This is a genomic window from Pseudomonas sp. ACN8 (genome assembly GCF_002303925.1).
Classification (GTDB): Bacteria; Pseudomonadota; Gammaproteobacteria; order Pseudomonadales; family Pseudomonadaceae; genus Aquipseudomonas.
Map to the genome: position 1 here is coordinate 43,651 of NZ_MRCS01000003.1, position 17,426 is coordinate 61,076.

13 protein-coding genes are annotated in these 17,426 nt (G+C 59.6%); 10 read left to right on the plus strand and 3 right to left on the minus strand.

What is annotated here, in order from left to right; all coding sequences use genetic code 11:
- Positions 1 to 142: 142 nt before the first annotated feature.
- Together BSF44_RS02410 and BSF44_RS02415 are read left to right on the plus strand one after the other, a co-directional pair.
- Positions 143 to 1,042 carry a DMT family transporter gene (locus BSF44_RS02410; protein WP_008023518.1) on the plus strand — a complete coding sequence of 300 codons (900 nt, stop codon included), beginning with the start codon at positions 143 to 145 and terminating at the stop codon, positions 1,040 to 1,042.
- Between the two features lie 149 nt (positions 1,043 to 1,191).
- Entirely contained in the window at positions 1,192 to 2,565 is a 1,374-nt protein-coding gene (locus BSF44_RS02415; protein WP_095942103.1) for a transposase, read from the plus strand.
- 351 nt (positions 2,566 to 2,916) lie between these two features.
- On the opposite strand, the gene BSF44_RS02420 is transcribed toward BSF44_RS02415, so the two are convergent.
- Positions 2,917 to 5,739, minus strand: coding sequence for a multicopper oxidase domain-containing protein (locus BSF44_RS02420; RefSeq protein ID WP_256588939.1), 2,823 nt, complete (start codon positions 5,737 to 5,739; stop codon positions 2,917 to 2,919).
- 420 nt (positions 5,740 to 6,159) lie between these two features.
- Here BSF44_RS02420 and BSF44_RS02425 point away from each other — a divergent pair, with 420 nt between their 5' ends.
- The 8 genes from BSF44_RS02425 (at position 6,160) to BSF44_RS02460 (ending at position 14,880) form a co-directional block, all read left to right on the plus strand.
- Entirely contained in the window at positions 6,160 to 8,286 is a 2,127-nt protein-coding gene (locus BSF44_RS02425; RefSeq protein ID WP_095942104.1) for a TonB-dependent siderophore receptor, read from the plus strand.
- A gap of 142 nt (positions 8,287 to 8,428) precedes the next feature.
- Positions 8,429 to 9,106 (plus strand): thermostable hemolysin, encoded by a 678-nt coding sequence (locus BSF44_RS02430; protein ID WP_095942105.1) that lies wholly within the window; start codon positions 8,429 to 8,431, stop codon positions 9,104 to 9,106.
- On the plus strand, positions 9,096 to 10,577 hold the full coding sequence (locus BSF44_RS02435; protein WP_095942106.1) for an AMP-binding protein: 1,482 nt from the start codon (positions 9,096 to 9,098) through the stop codon (positions 10,575 to 10,577). Before BSF44_RS02430 ends, BSF44_RS02435 begins: the two co-directional genes overlap by 11 nt.
- A complete protein-coding gene (locus tag BSF44_RS02440; protein WP_095942107.1) occupies positions 10,574 to 11,248 on the plus strand; it encodes a TenA family transcriptional regulator in 675 nt (224 codons plus the stop codon). Before BSF44_RS02435 ends, BSF44_RS02440 begins: the two co-directional genes overlap by 4 nt.
- A complete protein-coding gene (locus tag BSF44_RS02445) occupies positions 11,235 to 12,044 on the plus strand; it encodes an SDR family oxidoreductase (RefSeq protein ID WP_095942108.1) in 810 nt (269 codons plus the stop codon). Before BSF44_RS02440 ends, BSF44_RS02445 begins: the two co-directional genes overlap by 14 nt.
- Entirely contained in the window at positions 12,041 to 12,685 is a 645-nt protein-coding gene (locus tag BSF44_RS02450; protein WP_095942109.1) for a tetratricopeptide repeat protein, read from the plus strand. Before BSF44_RS02445 ends, BSF44_RS02450 begins: the two co-directional genes overlap by 4 nt.
- 168 nt (positions 12,686 to 12,853) lie before the next feature.
- The gene (locus BSF44_RS02455) at positions 12,854 to 13,516 is read left to right on the plus strand and encodes a response regulator (protein WP_095942110.1); all 663 of its coding nucleotides are present in this window, start codon (positions 12,854 to 12,856) and stop codon (positions 13,514 to 13,516) included.
- The gene (locus BSF44_RS02460; RefSeq protein WP_095942111.1) at positions 13,513 to 14,880 is read left to right on the plus strand and encodes a HAMP domain-containing sensor histidine kinase; all 1,368 of its coding nucleotides are present in this window, start codon (positions 13,513 to 13,515) and stop codon (positions 14,878 to 14,880) included. Before BSF44_RS02455 ends, BSF44_RS02460 begins: the two co-directional genes overlap by 4 nt.
- A 122-nt stretch (positions 14,881 to 15,002) precedes the next feature.
- Here the strand turns inward: BSF44_RS02460 and BSF44_RS02465 are convergent, their stop codons facing one another.
- Together BSF44_RS02465 and BSF44_RS02470 are read right to left on the minus strand one after the other, a co-directional pair.
- On the minus strand, positions 15,003 to 16,268 hold the full coding sequence (locus BSF44_RS02465) for a nitrate/nitrite transporter (protein ID WP_095942112.1): 1,266 nt from the start codon (positions 16,266 to 16,268) through the stop codon (positions 15,003 to 15,005).
- Between the two features lie 51 nt (positions 16,269 to 16,319).
- Entirely contained in the window at positions 16,320 to 17,390 is a 1,071-nt protein-coding gene (locus tag BSF44_RS02470) for a sugar phosphate isomerase/epimerase (protein ID WP_095942113.1), read from the minus strand.
- Between the last annotated feature and the right edge of the window lie 36 nt (positions 17,391 to 17,426).

Genomic DNA, 17,426 nt, shown 5'->3' on the forward strand with positions numbered 1-17,426 from the left:
GAATAGCGGACTACTGGGCGATCCAGCGCTTATGCCAGAATAAATACCGGGGTTGGTGGGATCTTCGTATCCTCGAACTTTGCGCCGTCGATGTGGGGCGGCATTCCATCGAACGACAAATCAGCGACAGGGATCGTCATCCATGCAATCTACTTTCAGCAAAGGCGTCATATTTGCACTCTCCGCTGCGGCACTGAACGCAACGATCGGTGTACTCAGCAAAGTACTCATGAGTAATGGTTTCACCGCTAGCAGTGTCGCCGTCATCAAGACCGTACTGGGTTGCGTGCTTCTCTCGATCTTACTGTTTTTCCTCAAGCGCCCGGCGGCGTCGACCAAGTGGACTCAGGCGGCTATCTGCGCATTCCTTGGCATCTTTGTGCTGTTCCATTTCGAAACGTCCGCCTATCGACACTACGCTGCAGCAGGTGTGGTGGTGGTGCTGATGGCCAGTGCCTCAATTTCCTCGATCATTCTGGGGCGCATTTTCCTCAAGGATGCCATCACCGCGAACGCTACCGTGGGCGCCGCACTGGCTATCGCGGGGATCTCGGTGATCTTCGGCGGCGACCTGCAGCAGGGCTTTACCCTGCAAGGTGCTGCGCTCGCCTCCATGGCCGGCTGCGGCTATGGGGCCTTTTCGGTTGCCATGAAGCGTATGGGGGTGTCGGGGGGGCTGCACTTCACCCGACAATTGTTGTTCTTTGGCAGCCTGTACCTGCTGATGCCGGCTGCGGCCGATGGTTTCGCGATGGGCGAGCTATCGCCGCTGGCGATCGCCGCGCTGCTGGCGCTGGCCACGCTGCCGACAATCCTGGGCTTTTTCTGCACCACCAAGGCCATCGAGTATCTCAAGCCATCCCAAGTGCAGGCGCTGGAGCTGACCGAGCCACTGTTCGCCGCGCTGCTGGCGTTTGTGGCGCTCAATGAAGTACCGCGCGAAAGCCTGTACGCGGGAGCGGCACTGATCATCGTCGGCCTGTGTTTCTCCAATGAACTGATCCGCTTGGGCAGCAAAGCATCCGTCCCTTCGACCGAGTGAGCTATTTTCGGATCCTGATTACTTTAGCAATCAGTGGTTTTTAAGTGTTTTGAGCGACTGACCGCTACTGACCGATTCTGTTGAAAAAGTAGCTCCTCTGTCTGGCCTGCGGCAAAATCTCTGCATTGGCCAGCAGGGAAGCACACAGCATGATGGGACAGTTATCGAGTGGGCAGGATCGACTGTTTTACTCGTTCAACCTTGAAGATCACATCCCAGCCAATCACCTTCTGCGCAGCATTGATCAGTGTCTCGATCTGAGCGACCTGCGCCATTATCTTGCCGATTTCTATAGCCCGATTGGGCGTCCGTCGATTGATCCTGAACTGATGATCCGCATGCTGATTGTGGGCTACTGCTACGGCATTCGCTCGGAGCGGAGATTGTGCGAAGAGGTCCATTTGAACCTGGCGTATCGCTGGTTCTGCCGGTTGAGCCTTGAGGATGAAGTCCCTAATCACTCGACCTTTTCCAAAAATCGACACGGCCGTTTTCGGGACAGCGATCTGTTTCGGTGGTTGTTCAATGAAGTGCTGCGTCGCTGTATGGACGCCGGACTGGTTAAAGGCGAAGGATTTGCCGTGGACGCCAGCATTATCAAAGCGGATGCGAGTCGGCAGCGCGGCGTACCAGGTGATGAACCGGTCAACTGGAGCGATCCGACCCTGAGCACCCGCGCCGTGCGTGAGTACCTTGAAGCCCTCGATGAAGAGGCTCTGGCCGAAACGCTACCGAAGCGCCTGTCGCTGACGGATCCTCAGGCCCGCTGGACCGCTGCTCCAGGCGGCCCAGCTTTCTACGCTTACTCCACGAATTATCTGATCGATACCGAGCATGGCGTGATCATGGATGTGGAACCCACACCGGCTCATCGAACCGCAGAAGTCGAGAGCACCAAGACCATGATCGATCGGGTCGAAGCGCAGTTCGACATCAAGCCGGAACGCCTGATTGGCGACACCGCTTACGGAACCGCGCCGATGCTGGCCTGGATGGTGGAGGAAAAAGACATCGAGCCGCATGTGCCAGTGTGGGACAAAACTGAGCGCAAGAACGGCAGCTTTTCGAGTAACGACTTCCATTGGAATGAAGAGACCGAAGAGTACCGCTGCCCAGCCGGCAACGTATTACGCAGCGAATGGCGAGCCTTCAAGAACGAGCGTTCGCACGTCACCAAAGCCAACACCATCATCTTCCGATCCCGACAGACTGACTGCGCTGCCTGTCCGATGAAAGCCAAGTGCTGCCCGAACACTTCGATTCGCAAGATCGTCCGCAGCGTCCATGAAGCCGCGCGTGACGTGGCTCGACGCATTGCCGCAACGCCGGAGTACGTGTGCTCTCGCCACGAACGCAAGAAGGTCGAAATGCTGTTTGCCCACCTCAAGCGCATCCTGAAACTGGATCGCTTGCGCCTACGTGGCATGAGTGGTGCGACTGATGAATTCACCCTGGCCGCCGCAGTGCAGAACCTGCGACGGCTGGCCAAATTTACCTCTCAAGGGCCGCCGCTCACGGGATAGGTGCGCCTGCACGAAGTAAAACCCCCAAATTAACCCACTAACAAAGCAGCAAAGATCAACGAAGGGCCGAAAAACCACTCAATGTGGTGAGTAGGTTCTCCGGTGGTGGTCGTACCTGAGTTCAGGCCGGCTGAAAATCAGACTTTTTCAACAGAATCGACCGGTTTCTGCCTCTGACGAGGGGCAGCTACCGCCCCATAGCCGACCGTGATGACAGTCGGCTATGGGATTGAAACGATCATGCAGCCGGTTCTTTGCGTTTGCTGACGACATGACCAGCCGTTCGACAGACGACGCTAGCCTTTGTCTCCGCTGTCTCCGCTGTCTCCACTGCCGCTGCTATCTTCCTGGTTATCGTTGACCCCCGACCTGTGGCCCGACACCATCTCCCGTACGGAATGTCGGTAGCGCAACCGAGTTCACGAATTTCACGCCGTCCCAGCTGGGCAAGGGTGTGGGCATCAATTGGATCTGGCCCGGGTGCTCGGAGTCCCAGCGCAGCAGCATCGCCGTGTCCTCATGCTGGGTGTTGTGGCAGTGTTCCATGTAGGTACCGGCAAACTCACGGATGTGTAAGGCTATTTCCACATTGTCGAGACTCTCGGGATGGCGGCCTATATTGTAGATATCCTTGCGCGCGCCTTTTTCCCATTCGGGCGGTGGTTTGCCACCTCGAGTGAGAATGATGCCTTCCTCGAAATGCACATGCACCGGGTGACTCCAGCCATTGCCGCCGTTCTGGATCTTCCAGACTTCCAGCGTGCCTTCGCCCTTGAACCCCGCCGGTGTCGGGCCAGTGGCCAATTGCGGCGCGGCTGAAATCCGCCGCGGGTCCATGTTGAAGCCTTGGCCGCCATCGGTCTTGATCGTCCAGGGTGTAAAATCCGTGCCGTTGGAGCGGCCAAAGATAAAGGTGCGGTGCCGCGCCTGGGCAAGCCGGGCGATATCGGCGGGGTCATCACGGTGCAAGGGCAGGGGGATCATGACCTTGCCCTCGGGCTTGCCGGGCTTGGCGGGCTCGAAGTCGACCGGGTTCATGCTGACATCCTGGCCGGTGTAAGGCTGGACGTTCAGTTGCAGGAACAGGCCCACGCCCGGATCACCGTTGACCCACTGTGGCCCCTGGCTGGTTTGCCTGACAACGGGCAGGTAGTTCCCGGAGAGGACATCGGCCAATGGAATGTCGCGTTCGGGACGCTTGCCGTTTTGATGTTCTTCGATGTTGACGAAGAAAATCCTGTCGCCCGGGCTGATGCCATTTTTCGCGAAGTCGATGACGATGTCATAGCGTTCGGAAATGCCCTGTATCGGCAGGATGGCGTTATGGTTCTGTGTGTCACCGTCGCCATCGAGGTCCAGGCTGCCATCGAACGGCACCGCGTGCTCCATGATATTGCCGTCGTTGGCAATCATGTGGAACGGCACCCGGTCATAGGAAACTCCGGAGCCGTTCAGGCCTGGAAACTCGCCACCATTGCCATTGACCTGACGCACCACCGCCAGCTTGAAGTAGCGAGAAACCGATCCGTTGAGAATGCGGAAACGGTAGCGGCGGGCGCGTACGTCCAGGAAGGGCTTGTACTCCCAGTTGGTCAGCACCTGGTCACCGAGAAAACCGTCGGTGTTGAAGGGGTTGAACCACAACTGACCGGCCTGGTCCCAGGCCTTGTCGGTGATCATCAGGTTGACGTCATAGTCACGGTTACCCCAGCCCAGCCCAGAGCCGCTGGGCAAGCGCAGATTGACCCCGTCGTCAACCGCCTCGTTGCCACGGTCCACGGCGCTGTAGTAGTTCATCATCGTCGCATTGCCCTTGTAGACATTCTGCGCGGTGAAATCGAGCATGTGGTCGTGGAACCAGTGGCTGCTCATGGTTTCGCGCCAGTCGCCACGGATCTTGATGGTGCCGTTGTTACACGTCTTGAGGCCTGGCGTTGCATCGTTGACGAACAGGGTTTCACCGGGGTCGCACGGGAATGCTGCCCGTGGGTCCTCGGCGGTGGTGTTGATGGTGTCGTAACCGGCCAACTGGATCGGCCAGCGATAGTCGTAGTACTGGCCCGGGAAGAAGAACGCGTTGGTAAAACCGTCGCTTTCCGCGGGCGTGTGGCCGTTGTGTTCATGGGTGGTGAGAGTGTGCAGGCCAAAGCCCCGGTTGGCGGACGGGTCAATGGGCAAGGCATCGTAATGACGCATCAGCATCGCCTGGCCATAGCGTACCAAAAGCAGTTTGGGCGGAAAGGTGCCGTCGAAGGTCCACAACGCATTATGGTCCTGGACAGGGAAGTTGGCGTGAAACTGCACTTGAATACCCTTGGTGGTGCCCTCGTTGTTCGGGTTGCCGTTGGTGTTGTGGTAGAGCCCGCCTGGCGCAAATTCCCCCACGGCGTAGTTATGCCGTTGCATGCGATCACGCAGGCCGCTGTTGACGTGAGCGCCGGCTTGCACAGTCTTGAAGGCGTCGCGCGGGAAAAACTCATTGAAACGCTGGTGCGACCAGCCTTTTCCCGGTGGCCGGCCTTCTGCGGGCGAATCGACCCGGCGATTGAGGAAAAGCTCGATCTGCGCCTTCCAGGGGTTGCGGTCCAACACATTGGAGAACTCTGTCGGGAAAGGCGTCAAGGCCGGCTGCCTGAGAAAGGCATCCAGTTCCGCCGGCGACGGGCCGCTTCGCGCCACGTTCAACGGGTCTTGCGCCGGTGCGGGTCCCAGCGTCGGAACCGGAAACGGAACGGGTGATGGCGGGTCGGTCGCATCCAGTTTGTTCGAGCCGAACTCCTCGAACAGTTCAAGCTTCTGGGTGAACGGTTGAACCCCGAACACCGGGCTGGCGTTCCCGTTGGTGGGGATATTGAAGCTGGGCTGCAGATCGGGTGGCAGCACATTGTCGACCAAGGGGGTCCGGCGGTTACCGACCACACCATTAGGCAGGTCGAAGGCCCCGACGTTTGCGAGAGGCGGCTTGAGCAAGTCCCGCAATGCGGCATCGGTGTCGGCGGGCGGGTTGGTGAACGCCGATGGGTCGGTGGGCGGCGGTGGATCGGTGTTGTCGAGGGGGGCTGCCCGGGTCTGGGACAAACCCAGCCCAAACACGATCACGGCAGCAGAGATACTCAGCGCCAGCCTGGTTTTGGACAATGGACTAGGTTTGAGCCTTCCGGCATCTAGTTTCATCGCAAACACCTCTGACGTGTTCCTCGGAGTGTGGCAGTACCTGGGTTACGAGCCACTGCTTCCAGTCCCGGCTGGTAAAACATTTGACTCCGAGCCGGGATGAAAACGATGCAAATTTCCCACCAAAATTGACAGGAAGCGACTAGTGGCTCTACGCCACGCCCCCATTATCCGCTGGCTTTACGCTTGCGTAGGGTCAGCCAGGATGAATGCCCCAATGACGGGGTATATCCCCCAATACCGGGTGCAAGTGTGCGGGGCCGGCGGGGCTTGAGGCTGCGGCGATTTGAAATGACGCAGGTCACCTTCAGAAAATACAAATGAGAATACGTATCAAAACGTGATGACGTGGTATACCATGCGCCGCAATTTGTTGGCATGTATGCCGCCCCATTTGGCTATTTTCACAAGGTTTCCTAGATGCGTCGTACTCTGGTGTCTATTTGCGTGCTTCAGGCATTCTCCGCTGCCTCTTGGGCGGAGCAAGCAACTACCGATAAATCCAGTCTGGAGTTGCAAGCGACTGACATCGTTGGCACAGCAGACTTTGAAACCGCCATGGGACCCGTGGACGGGTATCGCGCGACGCGTTCGGCCAGCGCCACGCGCACCGACACGTCGATCCACGAAACGCCCCAGTCCATCAGTGTGGTGACCCGGGATGTTGTGGAGGACATCAGTGCCACAAGGTTGCAGGACGCCCTCGATTACGCCGGCGGGGTGGGGCGGGCCAACAATTTCGGCGGCCAGGGCCTGACGACCTTTACCGTGCGCGGCTTTACCACCGGGGAGTTCTATCGCAACGGGTTTCCGATCAACCGTGGCTATCCGAACATGCCCGATGCCAACACCATCGAGCGACTGGAAGTGCTGCGAGGGCCGGCGACCATGCTCTATGGCCGAGGCGATCCGGGCGGTACCTTCAACGTCATTTCCAAACAACCCCTGGCCGTGCCCACGGTGACCCTGGGCAGCCAACTCGATGACCAGGGCATGAAGCGCGGCACGCTGGATGCCTCCGGCCCGTTGGACGAAGAGGGGCGCCTGGCCTATCGCCTGAATGTGGTGGGCGAGGGCGGAGATACCTTCCGCGATCATGTCCAAACAGAACGTTACGGCGTGACACCGGTGCTGTCCTGGCAGGCCACCGATGACACCAAGGTGATTTTCGAAGGCGACTTCATGCGCAACAATCACCCGCTCGATCGCGGCCTGACGCGCTTTCCAAACCAGATCGGCACGGCCTCGCGCGATACCTTCTTCGGCGAAAAAGACGCTGGCAAATTGCACAACGACAACAACATGGCGCAACTGCGGTTCGAGCATCTGCTGAGCGATAACTGGACGTTGGGCGGCGGATTCCAATGGCTCGACGGGACCCTCGAGGGTAATGCGGTCGAAGCCAACGGTGTGGCCGCGGACGGACGCACCCTGGGCCGCAACTTCAATTACCGCAAGCTGGAGTGGACGGACAAAGACACCCAGCTCAACCTCACCGGCCATTTCACCGAGGGCGGTTTCGATCACACCCTGCTGACCGGCGTCGAGTACGAGGATTACGACTACCAGTCGATCATCCAGCGTTCGAGCGGCGCGGTGAGTGCCTACCCGATCGATATCTTCAACCCGGTGTACGGCCAGCCGCGTCCAGCCTTGACCCGCACCCCGACCAACGACAAGGAAAACCTCAAGACCTACGCGGCGTTCGTCCAGGATCAGGTCGCCTTGACCGAGCGTTTGCGAGTCCTGGCCGGGGCCCGTTTCGAGCGCTTCGAGCATGACTACCAAACTTTTGTGCCAGGCGGCAGAAGCTGGGAGGCCAGCGACAATGCGGTGACCCCGCGTGTCGGGGTGACCTATGACCTCACCGACACCGTGGCGATCTATGCCGACACGGCGCGCTCGTTCAAGCCCAATGCCGGCGCCAGTCGCCAGGGCGGTGGGTTCGAACCGGAAAAGGGCAAGTCCTATGAGCTGGGTATCAAGTGGGAGGCGCTGGACAGTCAGTTGAGTGTCGACGCGGCGATCTACCAGATCGAAAAGCGCAACGTACTCACCACCGATCCTGTGGACTCGACCTTCAGCGTGGCGGCAGGCGAGGTGCGCAGCCGTGGTTTGGACCTGAATATTGCCGGCAACCTGACCCCGCAATGGCGGGTGATCGGCGGTTACGCCTATGTCGATGCCGAAGTGACCAAGGACAATGTCATTCAGTCCGGGACCCGGCTGATGAACATCCCGCAGCACAGCTTCAGCCTGCTCAATGTCTACGAATTCCAGGATGGCGCGCTCAAGGGACTGGGGCTTGGCACCGGGCTCAAGTACGTCGATGAGCGTGCAGGGCAAACGGCCAACACGGCGTTTTCGATGGGCAGCTACACCGTGGTGGACCTGCTGAGCTACTACAAGGTGAACGACAGGATCAGGCTCAACCTGGATGTGAAAAACCTGACGGACGAAGATTATGAAGAGGGCGCATTCGGCAACGTGTACGCCTATCCAGGGGCGCCGAGAACCGTGCAGGTTGGTGTTTCCTACACGTTGTAGCCCGGCGGAATGTAGCACTCCAGCGTCGTTCGACATTCCTTGTACCGGTGCCTGCGGCGACTATTGTTTTGTCAGCTTCAGACTTCGTTAAGAAATGCCTTTGATACTTCTCCCCCAATTGATCCGGGGGAGATGATTTTCAATGTCCGATTTCAACTGGAACGTTCAGTTGCCGCTGCACTTTGGCCTGGCCGAAGCGCAGCAGATGTATCTCGTCAAGGCCTTGCCGGACGCCCCGCAACGGAGCGCATTCGAAGCCTTTATCCAGCAACGTTTTCGTAAGGCCCACGGTGCCGATATTCGCCATTTCATGCCGCAGCTGTTTGGCATGAGCGATGCGTCCGGCGCGCTTTGTGCGGTGGTCGGGGTACGTCTGGCGAGCGCCGGGCCGCTGTTTCTGGAAGGTTACCTGGACGAGGCGATCGATCCGCTGATCAGTGCCGCGGCCGACCATACCGTAAGTCGCTCAGCCATTGTCGAGGTAGGCAACCTGGCTGCCAGCGACACCGGCAGCGCACGGATGAGCATCATCGCGATGACCTACCTGCTCGCCATGGGGGGGCTGGAATGGGTCGCCTTCACCGGGAACCTGGGGCTGGTCAACAGCTTTCATCGCCTTGGCTTGAAGCCCGTGACGCTGTGTGCTGCCGACCCGGCGCGTCTGGGCGAGGACCGCCACGCCTGGGGCAGTTACTACGAAAGCAAGCCGTGGGTTCATTTCGGCAATATCCGCTCCGGTTTCATCCATTTGCGCAACATCGGCCTGTTCAGTCGCCTGGGCTTGCCAACCTCTATTGAAGGGTCTTGCCATGTCGCCTGAAATGGAGCGTTTCAAACAGACCCTGCGTCATCATGCCGAGCAAAAAACCAATGCCATTGCCTTGTGGGGCGATCATCTGAAGGTGGACTACGCCACGCTGTATGCCCAGGTCATTTATCGCCAGCAGCGCCTGCGCGATGAACAGGTCAGGGTGGTCGGCCTGGCCCTGGACAATGGCGTCGAAGCCATGCTCTGGGACCTGGCCGCGTTGTTCGAGGGTTTGACCTGCGTGGCCTTGCCGCCTTTTTTCAGTCCGGCGCAACGCAAGCATTGCCTGGAGCAGAGCCAGGCCGAACTCGTCATTGCCGAGCCGCAACTGGACGACGAACTGCTAGCGACCGGGTATGAGAAGCGCGGCGAGTTCTGGCACCGCACCGTCAGTGGCCCGAACCGGATGCCTGAAGGCACCGCCAAGTTGACCTTCACATCGGGCACCACAGGCACACCCAAGGGCGTGTGCTTGAGTGGCGACAGCATTCTGCGGGTCGCTCGCGAGCTCCACCTGGCCAGCCAGCCCACCGATCCGCAACATCACCTGGCGCTGCTCCCGCTGGCCATTTTGCTGGAGAACATCGGTTGTTACGCCGCATTGTATGCCGGCGCCACCTTGAGCCTGCCGGGCCAGAAAACCCTGGGGATTGAGGGCGCCAGTGGTGTGAATGTGCCGACATTGTTGGGTTGCCTGGCCAGCCGATCGCCCCAGAGTCTGGTGTTGGTACCGCAGTTATTGCTGATGCTGGTCAATGCTGCCGAGCTGCAGGCCTTCGATCCACAGCACCTGCGCTTTGCCGCCGTGGGCGGTGCCCGGGTCAGCGAAGATCTACTGAATCGCGCTCAACGGCTGCGCATCCCCGTCTATGAAGGTTACGGGCTGTCCGAGTGCGCGTCGGTGGTGTGCCTCAATCGCCCGCAAGCACGGCGTCCCGGCAGTGTCGGACGGCCATTGCCCCATGTGGAGATTCGCCTGGCGGACGACGGCGAAGTGCTGATCAAGGGTTCAACCTTGCTGGGCTATCTGGGAGAGGCGCCGCACACCGCCCAATGGTGGCCCAGCGGCGATCTCGGCGAGTTCGACGCCGAAGGTTTTCTCTACCTCAAGGGACGCAAGAAACATCAGTTCGTCACCAGTTTCGGTCGCAACGTAAACCCCGAATGGGTGGAAGCCGAATTGACCCAGCGCGGGCCTGTCGCCCAGGCCTTCGTCCATGGCGAGGCCATGCCCCGCAACCATGCGCTGCTCTGGCCCCATCGCCCGGACTGCACTGACGAACAACTGGCCGCCGCCGTGGCTCAGGCCAATGAGGCGTTGCCCGAATACGCCCAGGTCCATCACTGGAGCCGGCTCGACCAACCCTTCACTGCCACCAACGGCATGCTCACCGCCAATGGCCGGCCCCGCCGTGATGCCATCGTCGAGCGCTACCGGGGGCAACTGAGCGAATCTGCATTTTCCGAGGAATCCGCACCATGAGTTTTTTTGACAGGCTGCAACAAGCCACTGAGCAAGAACGTATTGAACTGTTCAACCTGCCGATCATTCGTGATGCGCTGCTGGGCGACGTCAGCCTGGAAAGTTACCGGGCGTTTCTGGCACAGGCCTATTACCACGTGCGCCATACCGTGCCGTTGATGATGGCTTGCGGTGCGCGCCTGCCATTGCGTCTGGAATGGCTGCGCAAAGCGGTATGTGAATACATCGAGGACGAATACGGCCACGAACAATGGGTACTCGATGACATTCAAGCCTGCGGCGGTGACAGGGACGCTGTACGCGACGGGCGCCCGTCATTGCCGATCGAGTTGATGGTCAGCTTCCTCTACGACCTGATCGCCAGGGACAATCCGGTGGGATTGTTCGGCATGGTCAATGTGCTCGAAGGCACGAGCATCGCCTTGGCCACCCACGCCGCCGGCAGTATTCGCCAGCGCCTGGACTTGCCGGAAAGCGCCTTCAGCTACCTCAGCTCTCACGGCTCGCTGGATATCGAACATATGCAGACCTACCGTCGACTGATGAACAGCCTTGAAGACCCGGCCGACCAGGCTGCCGTCATCCATGCCTCCAAAGTGGTGTACCGGCTCTACACCGATATGTTTCGTGGCTTGCCGCGTAACGGGGAGAACCTGCATGCGCCTGTCTGAAGCTCGCGTCGTATTGACCGGTGCCAGCGGCGGCATCGGCCTGGCCATCGCCACCGCACTGTGCGCCAGTGGTGCCCAGGTGCTGGCCGTGGCTCGACATCGGGAACCCTTGGTGCCGCTGCTTGAGCTCTATCCCCGGAACCTGTGCTGGGTCCGTGCGGACCTGACGCTGCTCACCGACCGCCGCGAGGTGCTGGCGCGGGCCCAGAGCATCGGCGGTATCAACCTGCTGATCAATGCCGCCGGGGTCAATCATTTCGCCATGCTCGAACAGCTGGACGACAGCGAGATCAATTCGATGCTCGCGGTGAACATCAGCGCGCCGATGTGCCTGACAAAACTGATGTTGCCACTGCTCAAGCAAGCCGACAGTGCCATGGTGGTGAACGTCGGTTCGACCTATGGCTCCATTGGCTACCCCGGTTACGCCAGTTACTGCGCCACCAAGTTCGCCCTGCGCGGGTTCTCCGAAGCCTTGCGCCGGGAACTGGCAGACACCCGGGTCAGTGTGCTTTACGTTGCCCCGCGAGCAACCCGTACCAGCATGAACAGCCCGGCGGCCCAGGCACTGAACGATGCGCTCAAGACCAATGTCGATGATCCGCAAACCGTGGCGGCCGCGGTGATTCACGCCATTGCCGGTGAACGTCGCGACTTGTACCTGGGCTGGCCCGAGCGTTTTTTTGTACGGCTGAACAGCCTCCTGCCCCATCTGGTGGACCGTGGCTTGCGCAAACAATTGCCACTGATCCGCCGCCTGAGCCAGAAAACCGACCAGGAGAATCTCGAACCATGAAAACGATCATCGCTTGCCTGCTGCTCGGCGCATTGAGCCAGAGTGTCTGGGCGCTGGATGCTGCCGACCAGCAGCGTCTCAACGGTATCCAGCAAAGCTGGGCGCATATTCAATACGAGTTGCCCGAAGGGCAACGAACCGCGGCTTTTGAAAAACTGGCCGCCCAGGCTTCGAGCTTCAAGCTGGAACGCCAAACGCTGGCTGAGGCCTGGATCTGGTCTGGCATTGTCACCAGTAGCTGGGCGGGCGCCCAGGGAGGGCTTGGGGCGCTGAGCAAGGTCAAGGATGCCAAGGCAGACCTTGAAAAAGCCCTGACACTGGACCCCAAGGCATTGCAAGGTTCAGCCTATACCAGTCTGGGGGCACTCTATGACCGCGTACCGGGTTGGCCCATCGGTTTCGGCGATTCGGACAAAGCCGAACAGTTACTCAAGCTGGCATTGCAAATGAACCCCAATGGTATCGACAGCCTGTACTTCTGGGGCGATCACCTCTACCGTCAGAAGCGTTATGTCGAAGCTAGGGCAGCGCTGCAAAAAGCCTTGCTGGCTGCGCCTCGACCTGGCCGCGAGAGCGCCGACACCGGGCGCCGCAAGGAGATCGAGACACTGTTGGTGGATGTGAACAAGAAACTCGGTTGACGGGATAATGCTGGAAAATGCAGGAGCGAGCTTGCTCGCGATGGACTCATGAGCGCCGCGTTTAGCCAGTTAATACGCGTTATCGTTAACGACCATCGCGAGCGAGCTCGCTCCTACAGAGGACCACATTCGCTTAACTGAACAGCATTACGGCTAACAGGAGACCCTGTGCGCTTATTACTCATAGAGGACGACGTGGCGCTCGGCGAGGGCATTCATCAGGCCCTCGGCCGTGAAGGTTATACCGTCGACTGGTTGCAGGACGGCAATAGCGCTTTGCACGCGTTGCTCAGCGAAATCTTCGATCTGGCGGTGCTCGACCTTGGCTTGCCACGCATGGACGGTCTTGAAGTGCTGAGGCGCTTGCGGGACAGCGGTTCCAATCTGCCGGTGTTGATCCTGACCGCGCGCGATGCCACCGAAGACCGCATCGCCGGCCTGGATGCCGGCGCCGACGACTACCTGATCAAGCCTTTCGACCTGGCAGAGTTGAAGGCGCGCATACGTGCGTTGCTTCGGCGTAGCGCCGGGCGTGGACAATCGCTGATCGAGCACGCCGGTATCAGCCTGAATCCCGGTACACAGCAAGTCAGCTACAAAGGCGAGCCGGTGGCCCTGACACCCAAGGAATACCAGTTGCTCCACGAACTGCTCTCGCCACCTGGCCGGGTAATGACTCGCGATCATCTGATGCAGTTGCTGTACGGCTGGAACGAGGAGGCCGAAAGCAACACCCTGGAAGTGCACATCCATCACCTGCGCAAGAAGTTCTCCACCGATCTGATCCGCACCGTCCGTGGTATCGGTTATCTGGTGGAGGAGCGTCGATGACCTCGATCCGGCGTCGCACCCTGACCCTGATCATCGGCCTGATGCTCGCCGGCGTGGCCGTGATCAGTGTGTTCAATCTGCACGACAGCAACCATGAAATCGCCGAAGTCTATGATGCCCAGCTGGCCCAGAATGCTCGCCTGCTGCAAGGCGTCATGCGTATGCCCATGGTGAGCAAGGACCATGCGGATCTGTACAAGGCTTTCAACCAGGCCCTGAACGAGGCGACGCCCGGGGGCGGGGGGCATCCGTATGAAACGAAGATTGCGTTTCAGGTGTGGAACGCCAGGAACGAAGTGCTGGTGCATACGGCCAGTTCTCCGTCCTTCAGCACACCGGCGGTCACACCAGGCTTCAGCGATGTAGTCGACCTGAACGACCGGCATTGGCGCGCCTTCCTGCTTGAAGACAAGCAGAACAACCTGCGCATCTGGGTGGGTGAACGGGACGACGTGCGAATGGACCTGGTGGACCGGATCGTACGCCACACGCTGTGGCCCAATATCCTGGGGAGTCTGTTGCTGGCCGCCATGATCTGGCTGGCCATCGGCTGGGGATTGAAACCGCTGGTCAATATGGCTGCAACGCTACGAGCCCGTAAGCCCGGCTCGCTCGAACCCTTGCAATTGACACCACTCCCCACTGAACTCGAGCCCATGCAGGCCGCCCTCAATCGCATGCTCGCGCAAATTCAGGAAGTCATGGGGCGCGAGCGACGCTTTATCGCTGACGCCGCCCACGAAATGCGTACACCACTGGCGGTGCTCAGGATCCACGCGCAAAACCTGATGGAGGCGGGGAGTGAAGAGGATCGTCGCGCATCGCTCGAATTCTTGATTGCCGGCGTGGACCGTACCAGTCGACTGGTCAATCAATTGCTGACGATGGCTCGCATAGAGCCTGGAGCAGGGACTGAACCGCCTGCGTCCATTGATCTGGCCAGCACCGTTCGCGACAGTCTGATTCAGTTGACGCCCTGGTTGCTGAGCAAGGGGCTTGAATTGGTTTTTGATGTCAGCGACGACATCAGCCTTGCGCGAGTCGACCCGGCCGCGATCGATATTGCCTTGAACAATCTGGTGACCAATGCGGCGAATTTCTCCCCCCGGCATGGAGTCATCACTGTCAGGCTGGTCGAAAAGGAAAATAGCTACGAACTGTCTGTCGAGGATGAAGGGCCGGGCATCAACGAGCAGGATCGCGATCGGCTTTTCGAGCGTTTCTACAGCCGAGGAAATGCTCAGGGTGCAGGGTTGGGGCTGACCATCGTCAAAGCCATTGCCGATCACTTGGGTGGGCAGATCAAGCTGGAGAACCGCAGCCCTGGAGGGTTACGCGCCACATTGGAAATTCGTCGTTCCTGACGTTGCTCCTGGTATTGCCTGATGGCCCTGGAGGAGGCGGGTTTTGCATTTTGATGGCGGTGCCAGTGCGGCGGTCACCGAGAAGCTTCGGTGACCGCCGCAGCGCATACACCCACCTGTTTTCAGGCTTGCGCGGCGCTGACCTTGCCAGTGATCGTGGCGTTTTTGCGGACCGCTTGATACAGCAGGCTGGACACCATGAACCCGACAATGGCCAATACGCTCATCAACGAGAACACGTAGTTGTAGCCTTGTTGACCCGGGAAGTGGTCAAGGATGGCGCCATAGATGACGTAGGCAAACATGCCAGGCGCATAACCGATCAGACAACCGATCCCGAAGGCTGAACCGGTGATGTGCTGGGGAATGCCGACTTCACCCATGGGGGCCCAGAACACGCCGCGCATGGAAAAGACAATCAGCGCGAAGGAGAGGGTGGCCGCCATGCCTGCGTAGATGTAATCCGGGCTTTTCGGGATGAGCATGATGACGCCCATCAACGGCAACAACGCCAGGAATGCCCACTTCAGATAGCGGCTGGAACTCTTGAACTGTTTGTCGGCGATGAAGCCACCGGCAGGGCCGCCCAGGATCTTGAGGAAGTACTGGTTGATGATGCCGTAGGCGCCTATCAGGGCCACGGGCAGTTCGTACATTTCCTTGAGGTAGGGAATGAAATAGGTCAGGCCGCAGTACACGATGTAGACCATGAACACGTTGAGGCTGACCAGCCAGATGCCCGGCACCTTGATGGCTTCGAACAGGTTCGACAACCCGTTCTTCGGCTTGACGGTCGACTGGGTTTTGCCGCTCTTGAGCAGCAGCCAGGTCAGGGTACCGGCAAGAATGTCGATGACCGAGTAGAACAGGATCGCCGACTTCAGGCCGTTTTCACCGGAGCCCATGGCGACGAAGACACCCAGTGCAGAGAAGGCGACCAGGGTATCGATGACGCCACGTCCGCCTTCGAGCAGGCCGAACAGGCGACCCTGTTCCTTATCGTCGCCCAGGTTGCGGATGGCTTTGAGCAGCGAAGGCCAAAAGAGGCAGTCGGCACACACGGCCAGCAGGCAGAACACCACCAGCAGATTGCTGAAGGGCGGAAAGGTCGCCAGGTAGAGCCCGAGGCCGCCGGTACCGATCAGGCCGAGGGGGATCAGCTTGCGCGTGTCATACCGGTCGGCGAGCATGCCGCCCACCACGAACAACGCGGTGGCGATGATGGCGTTGGCGCTCAGCAGCACGCCGATTTCAGTGTGGGACAGCCCCATGAATTCTTGCATGGGGATGTAGAAGGCGTCTTTGAGATTCGCCAGTTTGTAGATGGTGCCGCCACCGAGGATGAGAATCAGGAATCTGAGCCATTTGGCCTTGTCTTGGGATGTCATTATTGTTCTCCAGGCGTAATTGGGTAGGCAGTGCTGGTCGGCACGCCAGGTTCAGTCGTTAGCGCAATGGGCCAGGGTCAACTCGGCCAGGGTGCGGAACTCGGCCAGCAGACCGCGTATGTAGGCGACCTGGTTGTTGGCCCAGCGGTGTTCATCGGCCAGCATTCGTTCCAGCGAGAAGCCTTCCGGCAGCGCTGTTTCACTCATTTCCCGGTACGCAATGAACGGGTCGGCGGCTTCGTCGAGCTGGCGGAACGCCGGGGCCACGTAGTGGTTTTCCTGCTCGAGAATGAAAGCGATCACTTGCGGGGTTGATTCGCCGAGCATCAGCAGTTCGAACAACATGCGTGCGCTGGGCAGGTCGTCTTCGTTACTGCCTTGCAGCACGCCGTAATGCCCGAAGCCGTTTTGCTCAGGCACGATGCGCACACCCTTGAGGTGGGTCTGGCGTATGTGCGGGGCCAGGGCGCGCAGTGCCGCCAGGGGCTGTTCGCAGGCATTGATCATGTTGCCGAAGTCGAACAGGGCGTGCAGGCGAGGGTGGTTCAGCCGGCTCAGCAGTTGCGCGATCTCGCCGCTCTTGAGTTCTTCATGCTGCTCGAAGTCGAAGAACAGGTCGTGCTCGTCTGCCTGTTGCGCGAGGTAGTGCAGGTCTGACTCGATCACGTCCATGACCCGGGACAGCGCCCCTTCGTAGCGTGAGTAGACACGGATGTTGCGGGTACCCAGCGCCTTGGCGATGGCGATCACTTGGTCGACATCTTTTTTCAGGGTGCTGCTGATTTCCAGATGCACGTCCAGCCCGAGGGCATTGGCCTTGGCCGCGAACGCCTGAAGCTGCGCGACGGTCATTTGGCTCAGGCTGTTTTCCTCGCCGTCGAGCAGGTGCAGGCTCAAGCCCTGCAGTTCATGGCGATAGGCGAAGTCCAGCAGGTCGCCAGGGGTGACACGACCGTGGGTCAGATTGGTCAGCAAGGGGTAGGCATGGGCAAACAGGCGCAGTTGCGCCAGTCGGTCGAGCAACTGGCGGGCCAGTGCCTCGGTCAGTAGGGGGGGAGCCTCGGCCTCGACAGCCTTATGGCTGAGCAAGGCGTTGAATCGTTCCTGGATCTTATTGTTCATTCGAGTCGTTCCTGGTTCAGACACCGGGTCTACCGG

Excerpts from the sequence above, each read along its gene's own strand:
- BSF44_RS02450 (WP_095942109.1), top strand. The coding sequence starts at position 12,041 with ATGAAAACGATCATCGCTTGCCTGCTGCTCGGCGCATTGAGCCAGAGT.
- BSF44_RS02435 (WP_095942106.1), top strand. The coding sequence starts at position 9,096 with ATGTCGCCTGAAATGGAGCGTTTCAAACAGACCCTGCGTCATCATGCC.
- BSF44_RS02465 (WP_095942112.1), bottom strand. The coding sequence starts at position 16,268 with ATGACATCCCAAGACAAGGCCAAATGGCTCAGATTCCTGATTCTCATC.
- BSF44_RS02415 (WP_095942103.1), top strand. The coding sequence starts at position 1,192 with ATGATGGGACAGTTATCGAGTGGGCAGGATCGACTGTTTTACTCGTTC.
- BSF44_RS02445 (WP_095942108.1), top strand. The coding sequence starts at position 11,235 with ATGCGCCTGTCTGAAGCTCGCGTCGTATTGACCGGTGCCAGCGGCGGC.
- BSF44_RS02440 (WP_095942107.1), top strand. The coding sequence starts at position 10,574 with ATGAGTTTTTTTGACAGGCTGCAACAAGCCACTGAGCAAGAACGTATT.
- BSF44_RS02420 (WP_256588939.1), bottom strand. The coding sequence starts at position 5,739 with ATGAAACTAGATGCCGGAAGGCTCAAACCTAGTCCATTGTCCAAAACC.
- BSF44_RS02470 (WP_095942113.1), bottom strand. The coding sequence starts at position 17,390 with ATGAACAATAAGATCCAGGAACGATTCAACGCCTTGCTCAGCCATAAG.
- BSF44_RS02460 (WP_095942111.1), top strand. The coding sequence starts at position 13,513 with ATGACCTCGATCCGGCGTCGCACCCTGACCCTGATCATCGGCCTGATG.
- BSF44_RS02410 (WP_008023518.1), top strand. The coding sequence starts at position 143 with ATGCAATCTACTTTCAGCAAAGGCGTCATATTTGCACTCTCCGCTGCG.
- BSF44_RS02430 (WP_095942105.1), top strand. The coding sequence starts at position 8,429 with ATGTCCGATTTCAACTGGAACGTTCAGTTGCCGCTGCACTTTGGCCTG.
- BSF44_RS02425 (WP_095942104.1), top strand. The coding sequence starts at position 6,160 with ATGCGTCGTACTCTGGTGTCTATTTGCGTGCTTCAGGCATTCTCCGCT.